Source organism: Antribacter sp. NEAU-D49 (assembly GCF_057158775.1).
In genome coordinates this window covers 24,598-49,835 of sequence record NZ_JBXTSN010000027.1, presented here as the reverse complement: position 1 = coordinate 49,835, position 25,238 = coordinate 24,598, and the positions used below count along the sequence as shown (strand labels likewise).

Sequence of the window (25,238 nt, the reverse complement as noted above, 5' to 3'; positions counted from 1 at the left end):
TGCCGAACACGCACCGAACTGCCGATCACGCGGACGGGCGGGCCGGGGCAGGACGGGTCGTCGCCGGGCGTGCCAGCCGGAAGCCCATCCCGAGCCCCACGGACAGCGCCCCCGCCACGCCGGTCAGCACGGCCCAGCGATAGTGCGCCCAGGGCGCCGGGACCGCGGGGGTGCTGAGCGTCGTGTCGGACAGCGGCGCGTAGGCGAACCAGCCGAACCCCACGGCCACGGGCCGCGACACGAGCCACGCCGTCACCACCAGGAGCACCGTGCCGAGCACGATCGCGGACATCGTCCACGCGCCGCCGGGACTCGGCGGGTCGTCACCAAGGTCTGCTGTCTCGTCGCCGGGACCGTCCCCGGAGCCGTTCGGGCTGGGGTCGCCGTGTCCGGCGCCATGATGGGGCATACCGCTCATCGTGATCCGATCCTCGCGCCAGGGCAAACGATGGCGGGTCACCGCCGGGCCGGGCGCGCCGCAGTCCGCGGCGCCCCCCGCTCACGGCAGGCGGAACAGCGGGTCGCCGGCGGCCACGACAGCCCCCGGCCGGGTCAGCTCCGTGAGGCCCGCCGGCCCCAGGTCCAGGGCGACGACCGGGACCAGGGGCGAGCGGCCGCCGTCGGACACCGCGGCCGGCGACCACGTCACCAGGACCTGCCCGGCCCGGACCCGGTCGCCCTCGGCGACGTGGAGGGTGAAGCCCGCACCGCGGAGCTGGACCGTGTCGATGCCGAGGTGGACCAGGACGCCCCGGCCTGCGGTGGCCGCCGCCGCAGCCCCGGACCCGGCCGCCGCCGCCCCCGCTCCCGGCGTGGCCCCCGCGTCGGCGGCCACGACGAACGCGTGGGCGTGCAGCTTGACCACGACGCCGTCGCACGGGGCGACCACGTCCAGCCCCAGCGCCCGGTCGGGGTCCACGGCGAGACCGGGCCCCACGAGACTCTCGGCGAAGACAGGATCGGGCACGTCGCGCATCGCGACGACGCGTCCCGCGACGGGAGAGAGGACGGTCAGCGCCTCAGCCATGGGGTCATCGTCCCAGACCTGGGGCGCTGCGGCCCGGATCAGTCCGCGACTGCACCGCCTCGACCCCTCGCGGGCCCGTGACCGGCCGTGTTACGTTCGCTCGCGCGCCTCGACGACGAGACTGACGGGAGCGGCCGCATGTCCACCGAGAACGACACGCTCATCGGCGTCGCAGCAAGTCCGGGCCGCGCCGTGGGGCCCGTCGTCCGCATGCCGCCACGCGTGCCGGAACCGCCCACCACCCGGCTCCCGCAGGGCACCGAGGACGCCGCCGCGGCGGCGGTCACGGAGGCTGCGTCCCGCGTGGAGAAGGACCTCGCCGACCGGGCCACGCGCGCGACCGGGACGGCGTCGGACGTGCTGTCCGTGACAGCCGCCATGGCCGCCGACCCCACCCTCGCCGCCGACGCCGTGCGCCGCGTCCGCGAGGACCGGCTCACCCCCGAGCGCGCCGTCTGGGACGCGGCGGGCGCCGTGGCGAACCAGCTCGAGTCGCTCGGTGGCCCCATGGCGGAGCGGGCCCGCGACGTGCGCGACGTGCGCGACCGCATCGTCGCCGCTCTCACCGGGGCCACTCCCCCGGGCGTGCCCTCGCCCGGCCACCCGTTCGTGCTCGTCGGGGCCGACCTCGCTCCCGCCGACACCGCCATGCTCGACCCCGGCACCGTCCTGGCCCTGGTCACGACGCGCGGCGGCCCCACGTCGCACACGGCTATCCTCGCGCGCACGCTCGGCATCCCGGCCGTGGTGGCCCTCCCCGACGCCGCGGACCTGAAGGAGGGCGAGACCGTCCTGGTGGACGGCACGCTCGGGACGGTCTCGCGGTCGCCGTCGGAGTCCGCGGTCGAGGATGCCCGACGCCGGAGCGCGGCCTCCCCGCTCGTCTTCAGCGGGCACGGGGTCACCAAGGACGGCGTGGAGATCGAGCTGCTGGCAAACGTTGCCGACCCCGCCGGGGCGGTCACCGCGGCCCAGGCCGGCGCGCTGGGCGTCGGGCTGTTCCGCACGGAGTTCTGTTTCCTGGGTCGCGGCGAGGAACCCACGGTGGACGAGCAGGTGCGGGAGTACCGCGCGGTCCTCGCCCGGTTCCCGCGGCGTCGGGTGGTGGTCCGCACCCTCGACGCCGGGGCCGACAAGCCGCTCCGCTTCCTCGCGCCCGGGCACGAGGACAACCCGGCGCTCGGGGTGCGCGGGCTCCGCACCGCCGTGGACCACCCGGGGGTTCTGGACCGCCAGCTGGCCGCGATCGCCGCCGCCTCGGCGGCGGAGTCCGCCGAGGTCTGGGTGATGGCACCCATGATCGCCACCGTGGACGAGACGCGGGACTTCGTGGCGGCGTGCGCGTCCCACGGGCTGGACCATGCCGGCGTGATGATCGAGACGCCGGCGGCCGCGCTCCAGTCCCGGTGGATCATGGAGGTGGCGGACTTCGCGAGCCTCGGGACCAACGACCTCACGCAGTACACGATGGCCGCCGACCGTGACCTCGCCGGGGTGGCCGCGCTGTCGACCCCCTGGCAGCCGGCCGTGCTGGAGCTTGTCCGGGTGGCGTGCTCCGGCGGTGCGGTGCATGGTCGTCCGGTGGGCGTGTGCGGCGAGGCCGCTGCCGATCCGTGGCTCGCGCCCGTGCTCGTCGGGCTGGGAGTAACGTCGTTGTCCATGACCCCGCGCGCCCTGGCGGAGGTGGCCGCGGTCCTCGCGGCCGTCACCCGGGAGGAGTGCGCGGACCTGGCGCGGCTGGCGCTCGACCAGCCCACCGCCCGGGCCGCCCGGGAAGCCGTACGTGTGCAGATCGTGAACCCGTAGGCCACGAGAAAGTCACGTTCGCCGCCTAAGGTGGCCCGCATGCTCGACACGAACGGGAGCGAAGTGGCCGGTTCAGCAACCTCCGGGATCCAGGTGACCCTCTCGACGGCGTCGGTGTACCCACGCCGTACGGCGTTCGCCTTCGAGACCGCCGCCGAGGTGGGGTACGACGGCGTCGAGGTGATGGTGTGGTCCGAGGAGACCACCCAGAACCCGCTCACCCTCGCGCACCTCTCGGCCGACACGGGCATGCCCATACGGTCGATCCACGCCCCCACGCTCCTGGTGAGCCAGCGCGTGTGGGGCCGCTCGCCGGCGCCCAAGCTGCAGCGCACCGTCGAGATGGCCCAGGAGCTGGGCGCCACCACCGTCGTCGTCCACCCGCCGTTCCGCTGGCAGTACAAGTACGCGCGGCTGTTCCAGGAGCAGGTGCGGGCGCTCGGCGAGGACACCGGCGTCACCATCGCCGTCGAGAACATGTACCCGTGGCGGGGGGCCCGGCGGGAGATGCAGGCCTACCTGCCCGGCTGGGACCCCGCGGAGCACAGCTACGACTCCGTGACGCTCGACCTCTCGCACGCCAGCGTGGCGCAGCAGGACGGCCTGGCGCTCGTCGAGTCGTTCGGCGACCGGCTGAAGCACCTGCACCTCGCCGACGGCACCGGGACGGCCCGGGACGAGCACCTGGTGCCCGGTCGCGGCCGGATGGAGTGCGACAAGGTGCTGCAGGACCTGGTCCGCCGCGGTTTCACCGGCGACGTCTGCCTCGAGATCTCGACCCGCCGCGCCCGCACCGCCGGCGAGCGGCTCGACGACATCACGGCTGCCCTGCAGTTCGCCCGCACGTACCTGTCCACCGACCCGGGCGAGTACTCCACACCTCCGGGAGTCCCGCACCGGGTCCACGACGCCTGGTAGGCGCGGCGCCGGCCCGGCCCCGCTCGACGGGGCCGGAGCGGCTCAGATCCAGCGCTTCCAGCGGAAGACGCGGAACAGCCCCACGCTCACGCCGGCCATCGCCACGAGCGCTGCCGGGTACCCGTAGGCCCAGTCCAGCTCCGGCATCTGGTCGAAGTTCATCCCGTACACCGTGCCCACCAGCGTGGGCGCGAAGAGGATGGCGGCCCAGCCGGAGATCTTCTTGACCTCCTCGCCCTGCTGGATGCTCACCTCGGACAGGTGCTTCATCTCCTCGTTCTGCCGCTGCGCCACGAGCGTGGCGTTCACGGTGAGGATGTCCCGGAGGGCGGCGCGGAAGGACTCGACCCGGTCGGCCACCTCGGTGAGGTGGTCCGTCACGTCGCGCAGGCTCGCCTGCAGCTCCGGGTCCACGTCGTAGCGGGCCGACCCCTTGGTCAGCGACGCCAGCACGCCCTGCAGCGGCCGCACCGCACGCTGGAAGTCCACGACCTCGCGGGACAGCTCGTAGATGCGCCGCGACACCTCGGGGTCGCCGCCGAACACCTCCGACTCGATCTCGTCGACGTCGTTCTCCAGGCCCGCGACCACCGGCGCGTAGCCGTCCACGACCGCGTCGAGGACCGCGTAGAGCACGGCCTCGGTACCGCGCGCCAGCATCTCCCGGTCCTCCTCGAGCCGACGACGGACCGCCGCCAGGTCCGGGGAGGCGCCGTGTCGCACGGTCACGACGAAGTCGGGGCCCACGAAGAGGTGGAGCTCGCCGAACTCGACGCTCTCCTCCACGTCCAGGTAGGTCGCGGCACGCAGCACGACGAACAGCGTGTCGCCGTACCGCTCGATCTTGGGCCGCTGGTGGGCCTGGATCGCGTCCTCGACGGCCAGGGGGTGCAGGTCGAACTCCCGGGCCAGCGACATCAGCTCGGTCTCGTCGGGGCGCTCCAGCCCGATCCAGGCCATGCCACCCGGGCGCTCACGCAGGGCACGGAACGCCTCGGCAAGGCGGGTGTAGGAGGCGGTGCGGCAGCCGTCGTCGTAGATCGCGGCGGCGACCACGGTGCTGCGACGGGACGCGCCCGGGGCGAGCGAGGCGTCGTCGGGCACCGCGAAGGGGGTGACGGGCGCGTCAGGACGGCGGCGCAGCGCGCCGAGGAACTGGCGCGGAGGGCGCGCGGGAAGGAAGGTGGCCATGATGACTCCGCAGGTGAACGCGTGGACGTCGGGCACGGGGGCTCGGCCTGGCCCTGCGGTCGCGAGAGGACCGGCAGGGTGCCGACGACCACCCGGCGCGAGACGTCGCGTCGGTGCGGAGAGTGCTCAGGTGGCCGTCAGCGCTGGCCGGTACTACTCGGGGGCTCGCTGCGAGTCATCGCGCGCCACACCCCCTTTCGTCCCTGCGGCATCCCGCCGCGGCCTGATCGCTCAGTGGTGCCCGACCGATCGCTGCCGGTGGGCACAGCGCAGTCTACCTGCGTCGGATGCCGGTTCGAACCCTTTCGAGGCGTACGTCACACCCTTCCCCCCGAGACAGTGCCGCTGTCCGACGAACTCACTCCCTCGGCGAAGCCTCCGCGCCGAGACAGTCACCTCGTCCGACGAAGGCACTGTCTCGGCGGAGGGCTCGGGGTCAGCCGCGGAGCGGGAGAGTGAGCATCCCGGCCGCGCCGGCCGCGACCACGCGGACCGGGACGCCCCAGTCCTGCTGGGCCAGGTGGCAGGCGGGGAACACGTCGGGGTCCGGCTCGCCGTCAGGCCCCAGCGGCACGACGTCGCACGACGCCGCCTTCGCCGTCACGTGCAGCACACCCTCCGCGACCTCGGGGTTGATCACCAGGTCCCGGAACAGGTCGGTGCCGCTGCCCGAGCCGCCGAGCAGCAGCTCCGGCGGGGTGGCCGCGACCTGGAGCTGGGTGGAGGGGCCCCAGCGGTCGTCGAGCTTCTGGCCGGGGGCGGGGACGAAGGGGACGTCGAGCCGCAGTGCCCCGGACGGGATCTCCGTGACGGGCCGCTGGGTGCGGCGGGCGCCCGAGTCGAGCACCTCGCCCGCGAGGCTCGCCGGGAGCGCAACCCGGGTGAGCCGGTGCGCCGCGGACTCGACGACCAGGAGCTCGACCCGGGCGTCGCCCTCGGGGAGCACGACGCCGGGCGTCCAGGGCGCGCCGTCCACGAGGACGACGACGTCGCTCGGCTCCGCGAGGCCCGTCGCGAGGGTCGTGACCTCGCCGGGGATGCGGGCGCCGGCGTGGTCGCCGACCGGTGCGGCGCCGATGCTCGGGTCGTCGGGGCTCGCCGCGGCGGGGCTCTCGGCCCCGGGGGCGCCGGCCCCCGGGGCGTCGGCCGCCGGGGCGAACCGCCGCACCGCGCCGTTGTACGTGTCGGCGACGACGACCGAGCCGTCCGGCAGGACCGCCACGCCGAGCGGGTGCTGGAGCAACGCCTCGTCGGCGGCGCCGTCCCGGTGCCCGAAGTCGAACAGCCCCTTGCCGACGGCGGTCCGGAGGCGCACCTTCTCAGCGCCGGACGCGACCCCGCCCGCGAGCGCCTCGATGCGGCGCAGTGCCGAGGTCTCGGAGTCGGCAAGCCAGATCGTGCCGTCCGCGGCGCGGGCCAGGCCGGAGGGCTGCGCGAACCAGGCGGTGGCGCCCGGCCCGTCCTCGAGACCCTCGTTCATGGTCCCCGCGAGGAGCCGCACACTGCCGTGTCCTTCGCGGCCCGCCGGGTCGAACGCCCACAGCGTGTGGTTGCCCGCCATCGCGACGACCACGGCGTCGAGGTCGGCCGACCACTCGACGTCCCACGGCGACGAGAGCCGCACGATGCGCGCCGGGTAGTCGGCCTGGGGGTCGAACGGTTCGAACGGCCCTTCGGTGTCGGGCACCATTCGGGCGGCCGGGACGACCGCCTCGTCGTCGAGGTGCCCCGACCGCAGCACGTTCTCCTGGCCGCCCACCATGAACTGCTGTCCCGTCCCCGCGAGGGTGACCACGGCACCGTCGTCCAGCCGGACGCCGCGCAAAGCATGGTTCACGGTGTCGGCGACCACCACGTCGTACCCGACCGTCTCCCGGACGGCATCGGGCAGCAGGCACAGCCCGTTCGGCTCCGCGAACCGGGCCTCGTCCGGGCCGCCGTCGACCAGGCCGCGCTCGCCCGAGCCGATGCGGCGCACGAGGGTCTCGCCGTCGGGCGCGAGCTCGACCAGCGAGTGGTGTCCGGCGTCGGCGACGAGCAGGTTGCCGTTGGGCAGCGCGATCGCCTTCGCGGGAAAGCGCAGCGTGCCCGACGTCGGCGCGGGGGCCACGTACGGCCCGTCGCCCCGGTGCAGGGTGCCCTTGGCGTCGTGCTGGGCGACGAGCTCCGTGACCAGCGCAGCGATCGCCGAGCCGTGGCCTTCACCCGCCATCTGCGCGACGACGTAGCCCTCGGGGTCGATCACCACGAGCGTGGGCCACGCCCGCGCGGTGTAGGCGCCCCAGGTGACGAGCTCGGGGTCGTCGAGGACGGGGTGGTGCACCTCGTACCGCTCGACCGCCGCCGCGAGCGCTACCGGGTCGGCCTCGTGCTCGAACTTGGGCGAGTGGACGCCGACGACGACGAGCACGTCGCGGTGCTGCTCCTCGAGCTCACGCAGCTCGTCGAGGACGTGCAGGCAGTTGATGCAGCAGAACGTCCAGAAGTCGAGGACGACGACCTTTCCGCGCAGGTCAGCAAGGGTGACGGCGCGGCCACCCGTGTTCAGCCAGCCGCGCCCGACGAGCTCGGACGCGCGGACACGGGGGAGGTTCTGGACGGTGCTGCTCACACCGTCATTCTCCCTCGTCTACCGAGTGGCCTGTCGGGTTGACCGGGACCGCACCATAGGGGACCCTTGAAGTACACCCCCGGATGCTTCGGCTACCGGTTAGAAGGCCCCAGGAGACTGGGGCCTTCGGAATTTCCGGTCCATGTCGGCGGTCGGTGAATCTTCCCGTGAACGTCGGCCATTCGTTCCGGAAGCTGCGACGCGGCAAGCACGTGCTGGGTGACATAGCCGACGTGATCCGGGCCCGTCTTCATGAGCGCCTTGGAGTACCTCGCCGTCTCCATCGGAAACACGATTCCCGTGCTGACGCCCAATTCCTGCTTGAGGACGCGAAGTGTTCCCTCCTGGTCGGAATCGTTGGACAGAAGCACGTAGTAGTCGGCCCGGTTCGCGTGGGCGTCGGCGATCATCCGCACGGCAAGGTTGACGTCCGACCCCTTCTCCTCCACCTTGCGGACCCAGACGCGGACGAACTCGCCAGTCTGCGGGTCCACCTCCACAGGATGCTTGGCCATGGGCCTGCGATCGATGCGGAACGTCCCCAGAACGACCTCAACCATCGGGGCGAGAGTCCTCAGCGCACGGAGATAGACGTCCTGCCTGAGATTCGCCTGCCCGTCGGGCGAAGCGCCCGGCTTGACCCGCGCCGTGAAGTAGAAGACCTTGACGACACGAAACTCCGGCAGCACATTCTCGGCGAAGAGGCGCAGATCGAGCCACTTCAGGGCTGGATGCTGCTCAAGGCACCGGCGATAGAGGTTGAACCCGTCGATGTAGAGGATCGCGGTCGAGCGTCGCTCAGAGCCAGCATCGTCGAGGGAGTCCTGAGGGGCTGATAGCACGCCCCATCGTCACCTATAGATGACGCGTCCGCGCGGGGTGCGCAGAGGCCGCCCGCCTCAGCCCGCGCGGACCCTGCCCACGACGCGGACCCGTACCGCCACGTCGTCGATCTCCTCCGGTACGGCGTCGACCACCGACGAGTCGGTCACGTTGACCTGGAGGACCCAGCCGTCGCTGTCGCCCGCGACGCTGTCCATCCCCATCTCGGCGGCCAGGACCTCGACCGGCGACGTGTGCCGCTCGGGCGAGCCGGCGGCGTCGATCACCTCGGCGATCGCCACTCCTGGTTCGGGGTACTCGAGCATCCGTCCACGGCCCAGCGGGGTGGTGAACTCGGGTGCGACCCCGATACCGACCACCCCTCGGACTCCCGCGACGGCCTCGCGCAGCGCGGACTTGGCGGACCGCGCCTCGTCGAGTGTTGCCATCCCGATCACCTCCTGGTCATCCATTGTGCGCCCCTTGTCCAGCCCCCACACGCGGGAGATCGCCCCATGATGGAAGCGATCCCACACTCCCAGCGACTTCGCAGGTCAGCGCGGTGATCGGACAAAAAGGGCGGCGTGGCACGGGCGCGGCGTGCCGCCCGTCCCGGCGACACGCCCACCCCTCGACACTCCGGTCGCTCGATACGCGGTTCACGAGCGGCGCGCTCACGCCCCGGTGGTGTCGGCGTCCTCGTCCGTCAGCTCGCCCGCGAGGTCGATGCCGAGCACGTCCAGCACCACGTCGATCGGGTTGGCGTACGTGAGCCCGCGCCCGCTGCCTCCCCCGGTCTCCGAGCCCGCGAACAGCAGGCCGAGCGCCACGCCGTCCTCGCGGTAGACGAGCGCCCCGGAGTCGCCGCCGCGGGAGAAGGGGCCGCCGTCCAGACCCTCGATCTCGATCTGGTCGTCGAAGCTCAGCGCACCCAGGTCGTCGTAGCCCACGATCACGTCGTCGAGCTCGATGGCGGTGACCCGGCCGCGCGTGAGCGCCGTCGTGCGCCCCACCTTGGCCACGACCTCGCCGCCCAGGGCGCGCGCCGTCTTGGTCACGCGCCCCACCGGGTAGGCGTAGTCCACCGCCGCGTCGTCCAGACGGGCCAGGGCCGCATCCGTGTACGACGCAGCCTCGGGGTCGAGGGTGACGACCTCGGCCAGCGTGCCGACGCGATCCTGCGGGGCGTTGCCGCCGTCCGCGGGCCCGGGCTGCAGCACCACGTCCCCCGGCACCGCATCCGGGGAACCTGCGAGGACGTGATAGTTCGAGAGCGCGTACAGGTTGGTCGTGGTGGTCCCCGGACGGCCGGGGCGGGTGCGGTCAGCCCGGCGCGTGACGAACGCGCCGAGGGTCCCGGCCGTCACGTCGACGTGCCCGATCGAGATGCCGGGCCGCAGCGGGCGCACCCTCCCCGTCTCCCCGGCCGACTGGGAGGCGGGAGCCGGCGGGCGCGGGCCGAGGTCGCTGATGGGCCGGATCCGGCCCGTGCGGCGCACGTCCACGTCCGGCCCGGCCTCCGCCTCGATCTGCCGGACGATGCTCCGCGCCCGCGGCACCCCCAGGCGATAGCGCACGGCGATGCCGTACCCACCCCCCGGCTGCGCCGCCAGGCCGATGGCGAGGGTAGGCGCTCGCACCACCTCCGCCGCGGAAGCCCCCTCTGAAGGCGCGAGGTGCGGACGGACGACGCCGTGCCGCTCCGCGAGCTCCCGGGCGAAGCCGGCGAGCTGCTCCTTCATCTTCCTGGCCTCGTCGTGTTCCATACGTCGATCCTTGCCGACCTCACCGACACGAGTCAGCAGGCGCGCGGGCGGCGACACGCCGCTTCGTGGAGGAAAGTCATCCAAAAAGGGGATATCCCGCTGGCACCCAGTCGCGATAGCGTCCGTCGGCTACCCCAAATGTCGGGCTAGCGCATGCCGAGAGTACGGCCGGTGTCACAAATCACCCGGTCTTCCCTCTCCTCACCACAGAGCCTCCCGCGGGGGCGGCTCACCGTCAGGAACGCGAGCGAGACCAGTGATCGGGACGATGGAAGAGACGCGGAGCACGCGGCTGAGCCGGGCAGACGTGCAGGCCGCCCTCATGTGGGCGATCGAGCACGACCATGTCGCGCTGCTCGCCCACCGCTCCGTGGCGCACACCTACCCGAGCGAGTTCACCCGCCGACGCGCCGACGCCGCCCTGGTCCAGCGGTGGCTCGACGCCACCGGGGGCCGCGGGGCGGCGCCGGCGTCCTGACGGGTCAGCCGAGCGTCGTCGGCAGCTCGGGCTTCTCGCCCCGCACGTGCTCGGCCAGGAAGGCCAGCACCACCTGGTACCAGACCTTGGCGTGCTGCGGGGTGAGCACCCAGTGGTTCTCGTCCGGGAAGTACAGGAACCTGTGCACGGTGGAGCCGTCGTCAGCGGCCGGCAGGCCCGAGGCGGACAGCAGCTCGTACCAGAGCCGCAGGCCCTCACCCACGGGCACCCGGTAGTCCTTGTCGCCGTGCACCACGAGCATCGGCGTGCGGATCTGGCCCACGAACCGGTGCGGGCTGTTCTCGAGCGCCATCTCGTCGGTCATCTCGCGCGCCCAGTAGTAGGAGGCGTCGGTGGTGGGCCCGAACTGGTCCAGCGCCCACAGCGACGCGTGCGTGACGACCGCCTTGAACCGGTCCGTGTGGCCCGCCACCCAGTTCGCCATGTACCCGCCGAAGGAGCCGCCCATCGCCGCGGTCCGCGACTCGTCGATCTCGGGCAGCGCCTCCCCGGCGTCGGTGATCGCCATGAGGTCCGTGTACGGGGCCGCGCCCCAGGCACCCCAGCCCCGCTGCACGAACGCCTGCCCGTAGCCGGTCGACAGCGCCGGGTCGGGCAGCAGCACGGCGTACCCCTGGGCCACCATCAGCCAGGGGTTCCAGCGCCACGACCAGGCGTTCCACGAGCCCAGCGGGCCGCCGTGGATCCACAGCAGGAGCGGCGCGGGGGCGTCGGCGGACGCCTCGGACGGCAGCGCGAGCCACGCGCGGACACGGGCGCCGTCGGACGCCACGGTCTCCACCTCGCGGAGCACGCCCGGCAGCTCGAGCGGCGCCACGGGCGACAGCAGCGCCGTCGCCGGCACCGGCTGGCGCTCGCCCGCGGGGCCCGACGCGACGAACCCGGCCAGGTCGATCCGCACCGGCTCGGCGGGCGCGGCGTAGGAGGTTCGGAGCGCATACAGCGCCGAGCCGTCGGGCGCGACGCGCACGTCGGTGAACAGGGCGTCGTCGGCCGTCACCCTCTCGACGACGACCTCGCCGCCTTCCGGGCCGCCGGAGAAGGTGAGGAGGAAGACCGGGCCGCGCCCGTCGTCGTCGGCGGTCACGACGAGGCCCGAGCCGTCCGGGAGCCAGGCCACGGAGGTGGGCCAGCGGTCCCAGTCGTCCGCGAGGATCACCGGGTCGCCGCCCGCCGCCGGCACGAGGCCCAGGCGGACCACCGGCGCGTCCTGCGGCGTCGTGATGGTCTCGGTCCGGTAGGCGACCCAGGCGCCGTCGGGCGAGATCGCCGCGCCGCCGGCGTCCGCGTCGGGGTCGTCGACCAGGGTGCGCCGCTCCCCCGTCGCCGTGTCGATCGCGACGAGCGTCTCGCGGGTAGCCACGCCCTCGGCCACGGCCCAGGTCGTGACGAGCATGGCACCGTCGGCGGAGAGGTCCGCGCCGTGCTCGCGCAGGTGCCGTCCGGCGCCGGTCAGGTCGCGCAGCTCGAGCGTGCCCGACGACGGGGTCTCGTCCTCCGCGTCGTCGTCGCCCTCCGGCTTCGGCAGCGGGGCGGCGGGCTGTTCGCCGAGCAGGGCAAGGTCGGCCACGAACCGGCGCTCCTGGCCGGGCCCGAGGTCGTGGTCCCAGTACCGGACCGGGTACGAGTCATGGAGGATCGCGCTCACCTTGAGGTCCTTGCGGGCCTTGCGCAGCTCCTTCTCGTGCGCCAGGTCCCGGGCGCTGGGCAGGAGGCTGGACGCGACGCTCACGACGTCGGCGTCGCGGGCCGCGAGCGGGCCCCAGACGCCGCCGGGCGCCGTGGCGACCACGCGCGCCTCGCCGCCCCCCGCAGGCAGCAGCCACAGCGCGGTCTTGGGCTCGCCGGCGTCCTTGCCCGCGTCGGGATCGGGGCGGGCGGACGTGAAGAGGACGTCGCCACGGCTCGTGAACACGGCCGACGACTCGCCCTTCGCGGAACGGGTCAGGCGGCGGGCGGGCGCTGCGCCCTCCGGGTCCACCTCCCAGAGCGCTGTCCGGTAGCCGGTGCGTTCGGGGTCGAGGGTCTGGACGGTCGCGACGAGGCGCTGCCCGTCCGGGCTGAGGGCGAGGCCGGCGAGGCGCGGGATGGCGACGTACCGGTCGAGGTCGTGGAAGGGGGTCTGCGCGGGTTCGCTCACGGGTCCGTACTATCACGCGCCCCTCCCGCTGTGGGTACGCAGATGGTCGGCCTCACGCGCTGGAGGGCGACCCTGTGCGTATCCACAGCGGTGGGGCCCCTAGGCTGGTCGGGTGACCTCGACAGCCGTGCGACAGCCGCCAGAGCCCTCCGGGGAGGGCCGCAAGACTGCCCCCGTCCGGGGCGCGACGGGCACGGCCCGGCCCTGGTGGCTCGTCGGTGCCGCACCGGCGGCGGTGCTGGTCGCGATCGGCGCGGTCCTGGCCGCCGGGTCCTTCTCCGGCGCGTTCTCCGCCCTCTCCTACTTCTCCGACCCCGGCGCCGCGGTGCGCTGGGGTCTGCCGGTGGCGACGGTGCTCACCGAGCTGTCGCTCGCCGTCACGCTCGGCGCCCTCGTGCTCGCCGCGTTCGCCGTGCCGGCCGGGCCCGCCGTCCAGCGCACCCTGGGCATCGCGGGCGCGGCGTCCGGCGTGTGGGCGGTGGCGGCCGTGGCCCAGCTGGTGCTGCGCTTCTCGTGGTCCACCTATCTGCCGCTGACCTCGCCCGCGTTCGGTCCGGGCTTCGGCGAGTTCGTCACCACCATCACCCTGGGCCGCACCTACCTGGGCATCGTGATCGTCGCCGCGCTGACCTCCGCCGCGGCCCTCGCCGTCCGTGGGCCGGCGGGCGCCGCCTGGACCGCCGCACTGGCCCTCGTCGCCGTCGCGATGCAGTCGAGCACCGGTCACGCCGCCGGCGCGGCGAGCCATGACCTCGCCATCTCCGCGATGTTCCTGCACCTCGCGGGAGCGGCGCTCTGGGTCGGTGGGCTCGCGGTGATCGCCCTCCTCGGCGTACGCAACGCTGCGACCCCCGCCGTGATCCGGCGCTACTCGGGGATCGCGGGCTGGTGCTTCGCGGCGGTGGGCGTGTCCGGGCTGGTCAGCGGGTGGATCCGCCTCGGCGACGTCGACGCGCTCACCACCGACTACGGCATCCTCCTGCTCGCCAAGGCGCTCCTCCTCGCCGTCCTCGGCGGGCTCGGCTGGCTGCACCGCACCTCAGTGGTGCGCCGGCTGCCCGACGCCGACGACGCCCGAGGCGCGGCGGCGCCGGGTGGCCGCGGGACGACGCCACCCCGGGGTTCGTACACCGTGGTGGGGCTCTTCTGGAGGCTCGCCGCCGTGGAGCTCGCGGTCATGGGCGCCGTGTCCGGCGTGGCCGTGGCCCTCGGGTCGACGGCGCCGCCCGTGCCCGAGGTGCCCTCCGGCCCCCTCACCCCGGCGGAGCAGGTGACCGGGCACCCGCTCCCGCCCGAGCCGACTCCCGTCCGCTGGCTCACCGAGTTCCAGTGGGACCTGCTGGCCGCCTTCGGGTGCGCGGCGGGACTGGTCGTGTACCTCGCGTGGGTAGTGCGGCTGGCCCGGCGCGGCGACCGGTGGCCGCTGGCCCGGACCGTGAGCTGGTGCGCCGGGATGGTCGTGCTGTTCTGGGTGACCAACGGCGGCGCCGCCCTCTACGGGCACGTCCTGTTCAGCGCCCACATGGTGCAGCACATGATCCTCGCGATGGTGGTGCCGATGCTCCTGGTGCTGGCGGCGCCCGTCACGCTGCTCGCCCGGGCCGTGCCGGCTCGCAAGGACGGCTCCCGCGGGCCGCGCGAGTGGGTGCTCGCGCTGGTGCACTCGCGGTGGGGACGGTTCTTCGCCCACCCGATCGTCGCGGCCGTGAACTTCGCCGGCTCGATGATCGTCTTCTACTACACGCCCGCGTTCGAGTACTCCCTCACCACGTACGCGGGGCACCTCGCGATGCTGGCCCACTTCACGCTCGCCGGGTACCTGTTCGCCAACGCGCTGGTCGGGGTGGACCCGGGTCCGTCCCGGCCGGGCTACCCGATGCGGCTCGTCCTGCTGTTCGCCACGATGGCGTTCCACGCCTTCTTCGGGGTGGCGCTCACCAGCGGTACGGCCCTCCTGGTGCCGGAGTGGTTCGGGCTGCTGGGACGCCCCTGGGGACCGAGCGCCATCGAGGACCAGCAGCGCGGCGGGGCTGTGGCCTGGGGGATCGGCGAGCTGCCCACGCTCCTGCTCGCGATCGGCGTCGCCATCCAGTGGACCCGGTCCGACACCCGCGACGCCAAGCGGCTCGACCGTGCCGCCGACCGCGACGGCGACGCGGAGCTCGAGGCGTACAACGCGATGCTGGCGAAGATGGCGGACCGCAAGGACTGAGGGTCGAGCGCGACCCTGGGGTTCGACGTATAGTGAGAGTAGCCCGCCCCTGCTGGGGGTTGGGAAGTGAAGCCGGGAACCCTGATGGACGTCAGGATCCCGGCATTCGCGTTTCTACCGCAGGTTGATCCTGATCTCTTCGATGGCCGGCCCGAACTCGTCCCGCACGGACGGCCCGGAGCTGGTCAGCGAGTGCGAGACTGCGCCTGCGACAGCATCAGGCACCCACAGCATCGGCTCGCACGCGGGCGTCCCGAAGTCGGCGCGAAGACCGCGCGAGATGGCTCGTCGACCACGGAGCGCTTCGATCAAGCTCGCGTCCCGGGCGTTGAGGGACGGCGTCCTGGCCTCGAGCAGGACCCGGCTCACTCCGAGGTTCTCCAGCTCGAAGAGGAGACGCTCCAGACACTGGCGTCGCGCCCGTTCCTGCTTCGCACCGCTCATCGGCGTTCCGATGATGACGAGGTATGCGAGGTCCAGAGCCCCGATCGCCGCCGCGATCTTTCTCTGACGCGGAGCCGACTCGTGTCGCCAATGAAGCCGGCCCGCGCCACGTGGCAGCAGTTCGCGCAAGACTTCCCGCACCGGCTCGCACGCGACCGGGTCCGCGACGGCGGCAGCCAGCAGATAGACGCCCTCCCTCTCGGGGGTCTCCCGCTGCATCGACTCGTCCACCCAGGCGTGGAGGCTGAAGGCGTCGTTCACCGACAGAGCCTGGCACGTCAAACGGCATCGCGCAGCGCGAACCACTGTTGCACGCGTGCAACACCCATCACCTTGCACTCAGGGCGCAGCCGCCGGGGAGGGCTCCCCATCGGCGGCGGCACCCCTGACCCGGCATACTGATCCACCGACACGGTCGCAGATCACCAGGGGGTTGCCACGTGCCGGAGCACAACGACATCAGCGCGTCGGACCTCGACCGGGCCGCGGCGATCGTCAAGCGGATCCACCAGGTCTTCGACGAGAAGGTCGTGGGCCAGGAGGCCCTGCGCACCGCGCTGGTGAGCTGCCTCCTCGCGGGCGGGCACGTGCTCCTCGAGTCGGTCCCCGGTCTCGCCAAGACCACCGCCGCCCAGACCCTCGCCGCCGCGGTGAGCGGCGAGTTCCGGCGCATCCAGTGCACGCCGGACCTCATGCCCAACGACATCGTGGGCACCCAGATCTTCAACTACGCCACCGGCGAGTTCACCACCCAGCTGGGCCCGGTCCACGCCAACCTGGTCCTCCTCGACGAGATCAACCGCTCCTCCGCGAAGACGCAGAGCGCGATGCTCGAGGCGATGCAGGAGAAGCAGACGTCGATCGGCGGCGTGAACTACAAGCTGCCCGACCCCTTCATGGTGCTCGCCACGCAGAACCCCATCGAGGAGGAGGGCACGTACGTGCTGCCCGAGGCCCAGATGGACCGCTTCCTCATGAAGGAGGTGATCACGTACCCCACTCCGGACCAGGAGCTGGAGATCCTCCGGCGTGTCGCGAGCGGCCAGATGGAGCGCCCGGTCTCGACCGAGCCCGTCAGCCTCGACGAGGTGCGCTTCCTCCGCCGCATCGTCGACGACGTGTACGTGGACGACGCGGTGAAGCGCTACGTGGTCGACATCATCAACACCACCCGCCTGTCGGGCCCGCGTCCCGTGCAGGGCCTGGGCCGGCACGTCCGGGTCGGGGCCTCGCCGCGCGGCGGCATCGCCCTGATGCGGCTGGGCCAGGCGCTGGCGCTGCAGTCGGGCCGCAGCTTCGTGGTGCCCGACGACGTCCGCGCGGTCCGGTACCCGGTGCTGCGGCACCGCCTGGTCCGCACGTTCGACGCCCTGGCCGACAACGTGCCGCCCGAGCAGCTCGTCGACGCCGTGTTCGACGCCGTCCCGGCGCCCTGACCGGCCGCCCCGCACCGGAACCGGCCACGTGCCCGACGTCTCCCGCCTCGCCCAGGTCCGCGCCCGGCTCGACCTCCCGGTCGCCCGGCGCGCCACCGGCCTGCTCGAAGGACGGCACCGCTCCATCTACAAGGGGCACGGCCAGGACTTCGACGACCTGCACCTGTACAGCCCCGGCGAGGACGTGGGCGACATCGACTGGAAGTCGAGCGCCCGTGCGGGCATCCCCGTGGTGCGGCGGTTCGTCAGCGAGTCCAACCTCAACCTCGTGCTGATCGTGGACACGGGCCGCAGCATGGCGGCCACCTCGCCGAGCGGCGAGCCCAAGCACGAGGTCGCGGCGTTCTGCTGCGCGCTCGTCGCGTACCTCGCCCGCGACCGCGGCGACCGGGTCGCGCTCGTGGCGGGTGACGCCGAGCGCCTCGAGCAGCTACCCCCACGGGCCTCGACGCAGGACCTCGAGACGCTGCTGCGCCTGCTGAGCCGGATGTGGACCACGGACGACCCGGCGACGGCCCCCGCCAACGACCTCGCCCGCCTCCTGGACCGCGCGCTGCACGCGTTCACGCGGCGGTCCCTCATGGTCGTGGTCACGGACGAGGCGCGTCCCGCACCCGAGCACGAACCGCTCCTCCGGCGGCTGCGCGTGCGGCACGAGGTCATGGTGCTGCAGGTCGCGGACCTGCCCCCGACCGGCCTCGCGGCGGGCCGCACGGGCGGCGCCGGCAGCCGGCCGGCACCCGCGTCCGTCGCCGACGTGGACGGCACCCTCTTCCTCCCGCCCTTCCTCGCCTCCCGCCCCGAGATCGCCCGCGCGGCCGCCGACGAGGTGGCCCGCCGCCGGGCCGAGGTCGCGGCCACGCTGCGCCGCCGCCAGGTCGAGAGCACCGTCATGGACGGCACGGACGACGTGGTGCACCGTTTCGTCGAGCTCCTGGGGAGGCAGAAGCGTGCCGGGCGATGAGCTGCTGCCCCCGGTGGGCTACTCGGGCTGGTGGACGGCGGCGGGCATCGGCCTGGTCCTGCTGTCCCTCGCCCTCGTCGCCGCCGTCCTCTGGTTCACCCGGGCGTCCGCCGCGGAGAAGGAGGCGCAGCGGTACGCGGTGCCGCCGGCACAGGGCGGGCGCCACCACGTGGACCCCTACGCCGGCGTCCGCGAGAGGTACGCCCGCAGCCTGTCCGAGCTGCGCGCACGCTACGAGTCGGGCGAGCTCGACCGCCGCGCCGTGCACCACGCGCTGGCCCGGGAGATGCGCGCCTTCGCGGCCGAGCGGCTGGACCGCGACGTCTCGACGCTCACGCTCGCCCAGATCGCCGAGCTGGACGGCGCCAAGAAGCTCACGGACCTCATCTCCCGCTACTACCGGCCGGAGTTCGCGGAGGACGACGACCCGAGCGTGCGCCGCATGAAGGTGGACACCTCGTTCGACCGCGCGCAGGAGGTGGTCCGGGAATGGTGACGGGCGACCCGGTGATCCTGTGGCCCTGGGTGTGGGTGGCCGTCGGGGTGGTGATCCTCGCCGCCGGTGCGGCGGGCTGGGTGGTGAGCGGCCGACGTCGGGCATCGCGGCAGGAGGCCACCTGGGTGGCCAACTCCGCCTACCTGGCGAAGGTGCCCGCGTTCCGCGCGTGGCTGCGGCGCTACCGCCTGTGGCGGGCGCTGCTCGCCGCCGGCCTCCTGGCCGCGGTGCTGGGCGCCGGGGCGATGGCCGCCCGCCCGGCCCGCACGGACACCGTCGTGGAGCGCCTCGGCACGCGCGACATCGTGCTCTGCCTGGACGTGTCCGGCTCCATGACCGACTACGACGGCGCGGTGCTCCAGGTCTTCCAGCGCATGGTGGACAGTTTCCAGGGGGAGCGGATCGCGCTGTCCGTGTTCAACTCGACCTCGCGCACGGTGTTCCCGCTGACCGACGACTACACGCTCGTGCAGGAGGAGCTGCGGCGCGGCGTCGAGGCGCTGGAGTCGGTGGACTCGCTCGACCCGGAGGACGAGGGCGACGCCCAGGACATCCTCGAGTACCTCCAGTTCACGGCGGGGACGTGGGTCAACCAGGACGGGGCGAGCCTCATCGGCGACGGGCTGGCGTCGTGCGGCCTGCTGTTCGACGAGACCGACACCGAGCGGTCCCGCTCGATCGTCCTCGCCACCGACAACTACGTCTCCGGCGAGCCCATCTACACGCTGGGACAGGCCGCGGACCTCGTGCGCTCGCGTGACATCACCCTGTACGGGATCTTCGGCGGCGACCGCGAGTACTGGGGCGGGCCGGAGGAGCTGGAGTACAAGGGCGTGGTCGAGGCCGGCGACGGCCTGTACTTCCGCACGGACGACCCGGCCCTGGTCCAGAGCATGGTGGACGACGTCGTGGCGCAGCAGGCGGTCGAGCTCGACGCGTCGCCCGAGGTGATCGTGACCGACCTGCCGCGCGAGTGGTACCTGGTGATCGTGGGCGGCGTGGCCGCCCTCGTCCTGGCGGCCTGGAGGGTGCGCGAATGACCTTCCAGCCGATCGCCCCCTGGTACGTCCTCGTGCTCGTGGCCGCGCTGCTCGCGCTGTCCGGGTGGTGCCTGGTCCGCAGCGCCGCCCGCGGTACGTCCCGCCTGGCCTGGATCCGGCGCACCGCGCTGTGCCTCGTCCTGCTCGTCGCCGGGCTGGGCCCGTCGGTCGTGGAGACCTCTCGGGACACCACGGTCACGGCCGTCGACGTGTTCTTCGTCGTGGACCGCACCGGCTCCATGGCCGCCGAGGACTACGGCCCGGAGGGCAACCAGGAGCGGCTCGTCGGCGTGCGGAACGACGTCGTCGCGCTCACCGCCGCGATCCCCGGCGCCCGGTACTCGGTGATCGCGTTCGACTCGCAGGCCACCCGTCAGCTGCCGCTCACCACCGACGCACGCGCCATCAACGCCTGGGCCCAGACCTTCCAGCGCGAGATCACCCTCTACTCCCAGGGGTCGCTGACGGACCGGCCGCTGGACGAGCTGTCGTCGGCCCTCAAGGGCTCCGCGGAGCAGCACCCGGCGAGCCTGCGGCTCGTGTTCTTCCTGTCCGACGGCGAGCAGACCGCCGAGGGCGAGCCCCGCTCGTTCGCCGACCTGGCGCCGCTGGTCGACGGCGGAGCCGTGCTCGGCTACGGCACCGAGGAGGGCGGCCGCATGAAGGAGTACGACCCGGACGTGCCGCCCGAGGAGGCCGAGTACCTCACGGACTCCACCGAGACGGCAGCCGACGGCACCGTCCCGGACGCGCTGTCGCGCATCGACGAGGACGTGCTCCGGGGGCTCGCCGACCAGCTCAGCGTCGCCTACGAGCACCGCACCGCGCCCACCCCGGTGGAGCATCTCGTCGCCGGGCTGAACCCCGAGCAGGTGGCCGACGACGGCCGGCGCACCGTCACGTCGTACCGGCCCGTCGTGTGGCCGCTCGGGCTGGTGCTCGCGGGGCTGCTCGCGTGGGAGGCGTTCGCGTTCGCGGGGTCCGTGGCGCTGGAGCGCCGTCGGCTGGCGGGGGTGCGGCGATGAGCAACCCGTACTTCGTCCCCCGGGGCGAACAGGCCGCGGAGGCCACGAGGCTGCGGCGGGCGCGCCTCCGGCGGCGGCAGTGGATGCTCGCGCTCGCCGTCCCGCTCGCGGTGCTGGGGCTCGTGGTGGGCGTGCGGCTCGCCGCGACGGCGCCGGTCGCGGCCGCCGCCCGGGACGACTTCGACGCGGACCGGTTCGTGGACGCCGCCGAGGCGTACGAGAGCCAGCGCACGCTCAACCTCGTCGAACCCTGGAAGGCACACTTCAACGCCGGCACCGCCCGCACCGCCGACGTCCTCGCCGAGGGCTGGTCGTCCCCCTACAGCGCCACCGACTCGCTGCACGAGGCGTACGACCTCGCGGAGGAGGAGCCGCCCGAGGTGCGGTGCATGATCCAGACCAACCTGTCGCTCGCGTACGAGGCGATGGGCGACGACGAGACCCGCACCGCCGAGGAGTACGCGGCCGAGCTCGTGGCGCTCGAGGAGGCCCTCGCCGCCCGCGAGGCCGGCCAGCCCTACGACGAGGAGGCGATCGACCCCTACGGCGACGGCGACGAGCTCGACCCCGTCGAGGTGCGAGACGACGTCCAGTCGTGGTTCGAGTGGGCCGAGGAGTCGTACGCGTACGCGGAGAGCGTGCGGACCTGGCCGGACTGCGCGTCCGCCGAGCAGACGCAGGAGCAGCAGGAGCAGAACGCGGGGGCGCAGCAACGGCTGCAGGAGAAGGCGGCTCAGGCGGAGCGGAGCCAGCCCGACCACGAGGAGCCGTCGCCCTCGCCCACGCCGTCTCCGGCCGAGGGCCAGACCGCCGAGGAGCAGGCCGAGGCCGAGCGGCAGCAGCGGCTGCAGGAGTCCAACGAGGAGGCGGCCGAGACCGCCGACCAGGAGCAGCAGGAGAACCGCGACACCTGGGGCACCGACGGCGGCGAGGAGCCCGGCGGGGGCGGCACCAGGAACTGGTGAGGCGCCACAGCGCGCCTGGTGAGCACGAGCACGGAGGGAGTGCCTTCGTCCGACGAAGGCACTCCCTCAGCGGGGGGTCAGCGCCAGACCAGGCCGACCGCCGGGTCCTGGAGCACCCGGGCCACGTCGGACAGGAACCGCGCCCCGAGCTCGCCGTCGACGAGACGGTGGTCGAAGCTCAGCGCCAGCTGCGTCACCCAGCGCGGCTTGATCTTGCCCTTGTGCACCCAGGGCTGCTGCCGGATGGCGCCGAACGCCAGGATGCCCGCCTCGCCCGGGTTGAGGATGGGCGTCCCCGAGTCGATGCCGAACACGCCCACGTTGGTGATCGTGAAGGTGCCGTCGGACATGTCGGTGGGGCTGGTGCGCCCCGCGCGGGCCGTGCCCGTGAGGCCCGAGATCGCCTGGGCCAGCCCGAGCAGGTCGAGGGCGTGCGCGTCCTTGATGTTGGGCACCACGAGCCCCCGCGGGGTCGCCGCGGCGATCCCCAGGTTGATGTAGTGCTTGTAGACGATCTCCTGCGCCGTCTCGTCCCAGGTCGCGTTGATCTGCGGGTGGCGCCGGATCGCGAGCAGCACCGCCTTGGCGGCGATGAGCAGCGGCGTGACGCGCACGTCGGCGAAGTCGCGGTCCTTCTTGAGGTCCTCGACGAGGCGCATGGTCCGCGTGACGTCGACCGTGTGGAAGACGGTCACGTGCGGCGCGGTGAAGGCGCTGTGGACCATCGCCTCGGCCGTGCGCTTGCGGACGGACTTCACCGGCACGCGCGTCTGGCGTCCGTCAGCCGAGACCGTGCCCGACGCGAGCCACGGCTCGTCCGACCAGCTCGCCAGCTGCTGGGGCTCGGCGGCCTTCGACTTGGCGAGGACGTCCTCGCGGGTGACGATCCCGCCCGGTCCGCTCGCCGGCACGCTCGCCAGGTCAACCCCCAGGTCCTTCGCCAGCTTGCGCACGGGGGGCTTGGCCAGGACGCGGGCGCGTGCGGCGGTGTCGGTGCCCGACGGCGAACGGTCGGCCTGGGCGGGCACGCTCGCCAGGGCGGGGGCCGGGTGGGCGGGGGCCGGGTGGGCGGCTCGGGCGGGGGCGGCGGGGGCCGCCGGGGCCGGGGCGGGCGCGGGAGCGGGAGCAGGTGGCGCCTGCACCGCCGCCGCGGCCGCGGGGGCGGGGGCGGGGGCGGGCGCAGGGCCCCCCGAACCCGCCGCGTACCGGCGACGACGGCCCGAGGCCGCCGCTTCGGCCGTGCCGTAGCCCACGAGCACCGAGCCGGACGTCTCAGGCGCGGCGGCCGGGGCGGCCGCCGGGACCTGCCCACCCGCGGCGGGGAGAGCCGAGCCGTTCGCCGTGGCCGACCCGCCGGCGTCGGCCACGGGAGCTGCGGCTGCTGCCGACGCCCCCGTGGCGATCTCGATGATCGGGGTGCCCACGTCGACGGTGAGGCCCTGCCCCACGAGGATCCCCGTGACCGTGCCGGCCCACGGCGACGGCAGCTCGACCAGGGACTTCGCGGTCTCGATCTCGACGATCGTCTGGTTGACCTCGACCCGGTCACCGACGGCGACCTTCCACTCGACGATCTCGGCCTCGGTCAGGCCCTCCCCCACGTCGGGCAGGAGGAAGCGCTGGTTCGACATCTACAGCCTCTCAGTGCGCGAAGGCGCGGTCGACGGCGTCGAGCACGCGGTCGACGCTCGGCAGGTAGTCGTGCTCGAGCTTGGCCACCGGGTACGGCGTGTGGAACCCGCCCACCCGCAGCACGGGCGCCTCGAGCGCGTAGAAGCACTCCTCGGTGACCCGCGCCGCGATCTCCGCGCCGGCGCCGAAGAACACGGGCGCCTCGTGGATCACGATGCAGCGGCCCGTCCGGCGGACGCTCGCCGCGATGGTGCTCGTGTCGATCGGCGAGATGGCACGCAGGTCGATCACCTCGGCCGAGCGGCCCTCGGCCGCGAGCGCGTCCGCGCTCTTCAGGGCCGTGGCGACGGTGGGCCCGTAGGCCACGAGCGTGACGTCGGTGCCGGCGCGGACCACCTGGGCAGCGTTGAGCGTCGCCGACCCGACCGGAGCGTCGAGGTCGACGTCACCCTTGGACCAGTAGCGGCCCTTGGGCTCGAAGAACAGCACGGGGTCCGGGGAGGCGATGGCCTCCTGGATCATCGTGTACGCGTCCTGGGGTGTGGAAGGCGAGACGATCCGCAGGCCCGGGGTGTGGGCGAACAGCGCCTCAGGGCTCTCGCTGTGGTGCTCCACGGCGCCGATGCCGCCGCCGTAGGGGATGCGGACCACGACGGGCACGCTCACGGCGCCGCGGGAGCGGTAGCGCAGCTTGGCCAGCTGGGTCGTGATCTGGTTGTAGGCCGGGAACACGAAGCCGTCGAACTGGATCTCGCAGACCGGCCGGTAGCCGCGCAGCGCGAGGCCGATCGCCGTCCCGAGGATGCCGGACTCGGCGAGCGGCGTGTCCACGACACGATCCTCGCCGAACTCCTTCTGCAGGCCGTCGGTCACGCGGAAGACGCCGCCCAGAGGGCCGATGTCCTCGCCCATGAGCAGGACCTTCGGGTCGTCCGTGAGGGCCTGGCGCAGGCCCTCGTTGATCGCCTTGGCGAGGGTGAGGGTCCGGGTGCTCGACATCGTCGTCGTCTCCCGGTGCTCGGCGGTGGTGGTCATCGGGTCCCTCCCTGGGGGTGTGCGGCAGGGGTCGGCGCGCCGGCGGCAGGACCCGCGGGCGGTTCGCCCGCCTCGAAGGCCTCGAACCAGGCGCGATCCTCGGCGACGATGCTGTGCGGGGTTCCGTAGACGTCGTCGAAGATGGTGGTCGCGGAGCCCGGGTGGAGCTCGCGCGTCTCGGTGCGGACGCGCTCGGCGAGAGCCTCGGCGTCGGCGGCGAGCTCCGTCAGGAACGCGTCGTCGAGGCCGCCCTCGGAGCGCAGCAGGGTCTCGAGGCGGGCGATCGGGTCACGACCGCGCCACAGCTCCTCCTGCTCGGTGGTGCGATAACGGGTGGGGTCGTCCGAGGTGGTGTGCGCACCCATCCGGTACGTGAACGCCTCGATGAAGGTGGGACCGCCGCCGCTGCGGGCGCGCTCGAGCGCCTCGGTGGTGGCGGCGTAGACGGCCAGCACGTCGTTGCCGTCGACGCGAAGGCTGGGGATCCCGAAGCCCTCGCCCCGCTTGTAGATCGGCACTTTCGACTGCTTCGACGTCGGCACCGAGATGGCCCACTGGTTGTTCTGGCAGAAGAACACCACCGGCGCGTCGTTCACCGCGGCGAAGACGAGAGCCTCGTTGACGTCACCCTGGGAGGTGGCTCCGTCGCCGAAGTACGCGACGACGGCGGTGTCCGTCGCGTCGTCCCCGGTGCCGACCGCGCCGTCGCGCTGCACGCCCATGGCGTACCCGGCCGCGTGCAGCGCCTGCGAGCCGATGACCACGGTGTACAGGTGGACGTTGTGCTCGTTCGGGTCCCAGCCGCCGTGGTCGGAGGCGCGGTAGAAGCGCAGCCGGTCCACGGGGTCCACGCCGCGCACCTGCAGCACGCCGTGCTCGCGGTACGAGGGGAAGACGTAGTCCTGGGGCCGCAGGGCGTGGGCGCTGCCCACCTGCGCCGCCTCCTGGCCGCGGGCAGGCGCGTAGAGCGCGAGCTCCCCCTGCCGCTGCAGGGACGTCGCCTCGTCGTCGAAGCGGCGCGTCAGGACCATGTCGCGGTACATCTCGCGCAGCCGCTCCGTGGTGAGCCCTGCCGCGAGGTCGCGGTAGTGCTTCGTTCCCCGGGACGTCACACGCGCGCCCTCAGGGGTCAGGAGCTGCAGGAGGGGTACGTCGCCCCCGTCGGTGTCGTGCTTCACGCGGTCTCCTTCACTGCAACATCCGGACGCC

Annotated in this window: 22 protein-coding genes; 10 read left to right on the top strand and 12 right to left on the bottom strand. The window is 73.3% G+C overall.

From position 1 onward, the window contains the following. Positions 1 to 25: 25 nt before the first annotated feature. Together AC060K_RS18275 and AC060K_RS18270 are read right to left on the bottom strand one after the other, a co-directional pair. Positions 26 to 418 carry a hypothetical protein gene (locus AC060K_RS18275; RefSeq protein WP_483766774.1) on the bottom strand — a complete coding sequence of 131 codons (393 nt, stop codon included), beginning with the start codon at positions 416 to 418 and terminating at the stop codon, positions 26 to 28. Between the two features lie 81 nt (positions 419 to 499). Next, entirely contained in the window at positions 500 to 1,027 is a 528-nt protein-coding gene (locus AC060K_RS18270) for a PTS sugar transporter subunit IIA (protein WP_483766773.1), read from the bottom strand. A gap of 138 nt (positions 1,028 to 1,165) precedes the next feature. Here AC060K_RS18270 and ptsP point away from each other — a divergent pair, with 138 nt between their 5' ends. Both ptsP and AC060K_RS18260 read left to right on the top strand, forming a co-directional pair. Then, positions 1,166 to 2,833: a phosphoenolpyruvate--protein phosphotransferase gene (gene ptsP, locus AC060K_RS18265; RefSeq protein WP_483766772.1), complete on the top strand. Its 1,668-nt coding sequence runs from the start codon at positions 1,166 to 1,168 to the stop codon at positions 2,831 to 2,833. A 39-nt stretch (positions 2,834 to 2,872) separates the two neighbouring features. Beyond that, the gene (locus AC060K_RS18260; protein WP_483766771.1) at positions 2,873 to 3,751 is read left to right on the top strand and encodes a sugar phosphate isomerase/epimerase family protein; all 879 of its coding nucleotides are present in this window, start codon (positions 2,873 to 2,875) and stop codon (positions 3,749 to 3,751) included. 42 nt (positions 3,752 to 3,793) lie between these two features. Here the strand turns inward: AC060K_RS18260 and AC060K_RS18255 are convergent, their stop codons facing one another. The 5 genes from AC060K_RS18255 to AC060K_RS18235 all read right to left on the bottom strand — a co-directional run bounded on the left by AC060K_RS18255 (position 3,794) and on the right by AC060K_RS18235 (position 10,141). After that, positions 3,794 to 4,942 (bottom strand): magnesium and cobalt transport protein CorA, encoded by a 1,149-nt coding sequence (locus tag AC060K_RS18255; protein ID WP_483766770.1) that lies wholly within the window; start codon positions 4,940 to 4,942, stop codon positions 3,794 to 3,796. A gap of 436 nt (positions 4,943 to 5,378) precedes the next feature. Further along, positions 5,379 to 7,553, bottom strand: coding sequence for an NHL domain-containing thioredoxin family protein (locus tag AC060K_RS18250; protein WP_483766769.1), 2,175 nt, complete (start codon positions 7,551 to 7,553; stop codon positions 5,379 to 5,381). Between the two features lie 92 nt (positions 7,554 to 7,645). Continuing rightward, positions 7,646 to 8,395, bottom strand: coding sequence for an NYN domain-containing protein (locus AC060K_RS18245; RefSeq protein ID WP_483766768.1), 750 nt, complete (start codon positions 8,393 to 8,395; stop codon positions 7,646 to 7,648). A gap of 57 nt (positions 8,396 to 8,452) precedes the next feature. Next, positions 8,453 to 8,848 (bottom strand): hypothetical protein, encoded by a 396-nt coding sequence (locus AC060K_RS18240; RefSeq protein ID WP_483766767.1) that lies wholly within the window; start codon positions 8,846 to 8,848, stop codon positions 8,453 to 8,455. A 201-nt stretch (positions 8,849 to 9,049) separates the two neighbouring features. Further along, entirely contained in the window at positions 9,050 to 10,141 is a 1,092-nt protein-coding gene (locus AC060K_RS18235; protein ID WP_483766766.1) for a chymotrypsin family serine protease, read from the bottom strand. 268 nt (positions 10,142 to 10,409) lie between these two features. On the opposite strand from AC060K_RS18235, the gene AC060K_RS18230 reads away from it, so the two are divergent. After that, the gene (locus AC060K_RS18230; RefSeq protein ID WP_125775485.1) at positions 10,410 to 10,619 is read left to right on the top strand and encodes a hypothetical protein; all 210 of its coding nucleotides are present in this window, start codon (positions 10,410 to 10,412) and stop codon (positions 10,617 to 10,619) included. A gap of 4 nt (positions 10,620 to 10,623) precedes the next feature. On the opposite strand, the gene AC060K_RS18225 is transcribed toward AC060K_RS18230, so the two are convergent. Then, on the bottom strand, positions 10,624 to 12,780 hold the full coding sequence (locus AC060K_RS18225) for a S9 family peptidase (protein ID WP_483766765.1): 2,157 nt from the start codon (positions 12,778 to 12,780) through the stop codon (positions 10,624 to 10,626). A 112-nt stretch (positions 12,781 to 12,892) separates the two neighbouring features. Here AC060K_RS18225 and AC060K_RS18220 point away from each other — a divergent pair, with 112 nt between their 5' ends. Continuing rightward, positions 12,893 to 14,992, top strand: a complete 2,100-nt coding sequence (locus tag AC060K_RS18220) for a bifunctional copper resistance protein CopD/cytochrome c oxidase assembly protein (protein ID WP_483766764.1) — start codon at positions 12,893 to 12,895, stop codon at positions 14,990 to 14,992. Positions 14,993 to 15,106: 114 nt separating this feature from the next. Here the strand turns inward: AC060K_RS18220 and AC060K_RS18215 are convergent, their stop codons facing one another. Next, positions 15,107 to 15,697: a hypothetical protein gene (locus tag AC060K_RS18215; protein WP_483766763.1), complete on the bottom strand. Its 591-nt coding sequence runs from the start codon at positions 15,695 to 15,697 to the stop codon at positions 15,107 to 15,109. A gap of 179 nt (positions 15,698 to 15,876) precedes the next feature. On the opposite strand from AC060K_RS18215, the gene AC060K_RS18210 reads away from it, so the two are divergent. From AC060K_RS18210 to AC060K_RS18185, 6 genes are read left to right on the top strand one after another with little or no spacing between them, the layout of a single operon-like run. Beyond that, on the top strand, positions 15,877 to 16,872 hold the full coding sequence (locus tag AC060K_RS18210; protein WP_483766762.1) for an AAA family ATPase: 996 nt from the start codon (positions 15,877 to 15,879) through the stop codon (positions 16,870 to 16,872). Between the two features lie 28 nt (positions 16,873 to 16,900). Continuing rightward, positions 16,901 to 17,836 carry a DUF58 domain-containing protein gene (locus AC060K_RS18205; protein WP_483766761.1) on the top strand — a complete coding sequence of 312 codons (936 nt, stop codon included), beginning with the start codon at positions 16,901 to 16,903 and terminating at the stop codon, positions 17,834 to 17,836. Beyond that, positions 17,823 to 18,332 carry a hypothetical protein gene (locus AC060K_RS18200; RefSeq protein WP_483766760.1) on the top strand — a complete coding sequence of 170 codons (510 nt, stop codon included), beginning with the start codon at positions 17,823 to 17,825 and terminating at the stop codon, positions 18,330 to 18,332. Before AC060K_RS18205 ends, AC060K_RS18200 begins: the two co-directional genes overlap by 14 nt. Next, the gene (locus AC060K_RS18195) at positions 18,326 to 19,372 is read left to right on the top strand and encodes a VWA domain-containing protein (protein ID WP_483766759.1); all 1,047 of its coding nucleotides are present in this window, start codon (positions 18,326 to 18,328) and stop codon (positions 19,370 to 19,372) included. The genes AC060K_RS18200 and AC060K_RS18195 overlap by 7 nt, the downstream gene beginning before the upstream one ends. Then, positions 19,369 to 20,397, top strand: a complete 1,029-nt coding sequence (locus tag AC060K_RS18190; protein WP_483766758.1) for a vWA domain-containing protein — start codon at positions 19,369 to 19,371, stop codon at positions 20,395 to 20,397. Before AC060K_RS18195 ends, AC060K_RS18190 begins: the two co-directional genes overlap by 4 nt. Beyond that, positions 20,394 to 21,362 (top strand): hypothetical protein, encoded by a 969-nt coding sequence (locus AC060K_RS18185; RefSeq protein WP_483766757.1) that lies wholly within the window; start codon positions 20,394 to 20,396, stop codon positions 21,360 to 21,362. Before AC060K_RS18190 ends, AC060K_RS18185 begins: the two co-directional genes overlap by 4 nt. A 77-nt stretch (positions 21,363 to 21,439) precedes the next feature. Here AC060K_RS18185 and AC060K_RS18180 read toward each other — a convergent pair whose 3' ends face one another. Genes AC060K_RS18180 through pdhA form a run of 3 tightly spaced genes read right to left on the bottom strand, consistent with a single transcriptional unit; the run spans position 21,440 to position 25,207 of the window. Further along, entirely contained in the window at positions 21,440 to 22,993 is a 1,554-nt protein-coding gene (locus AC060K_RS18180) for a dihydrolipoamide acetyltransferase family protein (protein WP_483766756.1), read from the bottom strand. 10 nt (positions 22,994 to 23,003) lie between these two features. Continuing rightward, complete coding sequence (locus AC060K_RS18175; RefSeq protein ID WP_483766755.1) at positions 23,004 to 24,029, bottom strand: alpha-ketoacid dehydrogenase subunit beta; 1,026 nt, start codon at positions 24,027 to 24,029, stop codon at positions 23,004 to 23,006. Then, a complete protein-coding gene (gene pdhA, locus AC060K_RS18170) occupies positions 24,026 to 25,207 on the bottom strand; it encodes a pyruvate dehydrogenase (acetyl-transferring) E1 component subunit alpha (protein ID WP_483766754.1) in 1,182 nt (393 codons plus the stop codon). The genes AC060K_RS18175 and pdhA overlap by 4 nt, the downstream gene beginning before the upstream one ends. Between the last annotated feature and the right edge of the window lie 31 nt (positions 25,208 to 25,238).

Coding starts and splice junctions, on each gene's coding strand:
- AC060K_RS18275 (WP_483766774.1), bottom strand. CDS start 418: ATGAGCGGTATGCCCCATCATGGCGCCGGACACGGCGACCCCAGCCCG.
- AC060K_RS18270 (WP_483766773.1), bottom strand. CDS start 1,027: ATGGCTGAGGCGCTGACCGTCCTCTCTCCCGTCGCGGGACGCGTCGTC.
- ptsP (WP_483766772.1), top strand. CDS start 1,166: ATGTCCACCGAGAACGACACGCTCATCGGCGTCGCAGCAAGTCCGGGC.
- AC060K_RS18260 (WP_483766771.1), top strand. CDS start 2,873: ATGCTCGACACGAACGGGAGCGAAGTGGCCGGTTCAGCAACCTCCGGG.
- AC060K_RS18255 (WP_483766770.1), bottom strand. CDS start 4,942: ATGGCCACCTTCCTTCCCGCGCGCCCTCCGCGCCAGTTCCTCGGCGCG.
- AC060K_RS18240 (WP_483766767.1), bottom strand. CDS start 8,848: ATGGATGACCAGGAGGTGATCGGGATGGCAACACTCGACGAGGCGCGG.
- AC060K_RS18235 (WP_483766766.1), bottom strand. CDS start 10,141: ATGGAACACGACGAGGCCAGGAAGATGAAGGAGCAGCTCGCCGGCTTC.
- AC060K_RS18230 (WP_125775485.1), top strand. CDS start 10,410: ATGGAAGAGACGCGGAGCACGCGGCTGAGCCGGGCAGACGTGCAGGCC.
- AC060K_RS18195 (WP_483766759.1), top strand. CDS start 18,326: ATGGTGACGGGCGACCCGGTGATCCTGTGGCCCTGGGTGTGGGTGGCC.
- AC060K_RS18190 (WP_483766758.1), top strand. CDS start 19,369: ATGACCTTCCAGCCGATCGCCCCCTGGTACGTCCTCGTGCTCGTGGCC.
- AC060K_RS18185 (WP_483766757.1), top strand. CDS start 20,394: ATGAGCAACCCGTACTTCGTCCCCCGGGGCGAACAGGCCGCGGAGGCC.
- AC060K_RS18180 (WP_483766756.1), bottom strand. CDS start 22,993: ATGTCGAACCAGCGCTTCCTCCTGCCCGACGTGGGGGAGGGCCTGACC.
- AC060K_RS18175 (WP_483766755.1), bottom strand. CDS start 24,029: ATGACCACCACCGCCGAGCACCGGGAGACGACGACGATGTCGAGCACC.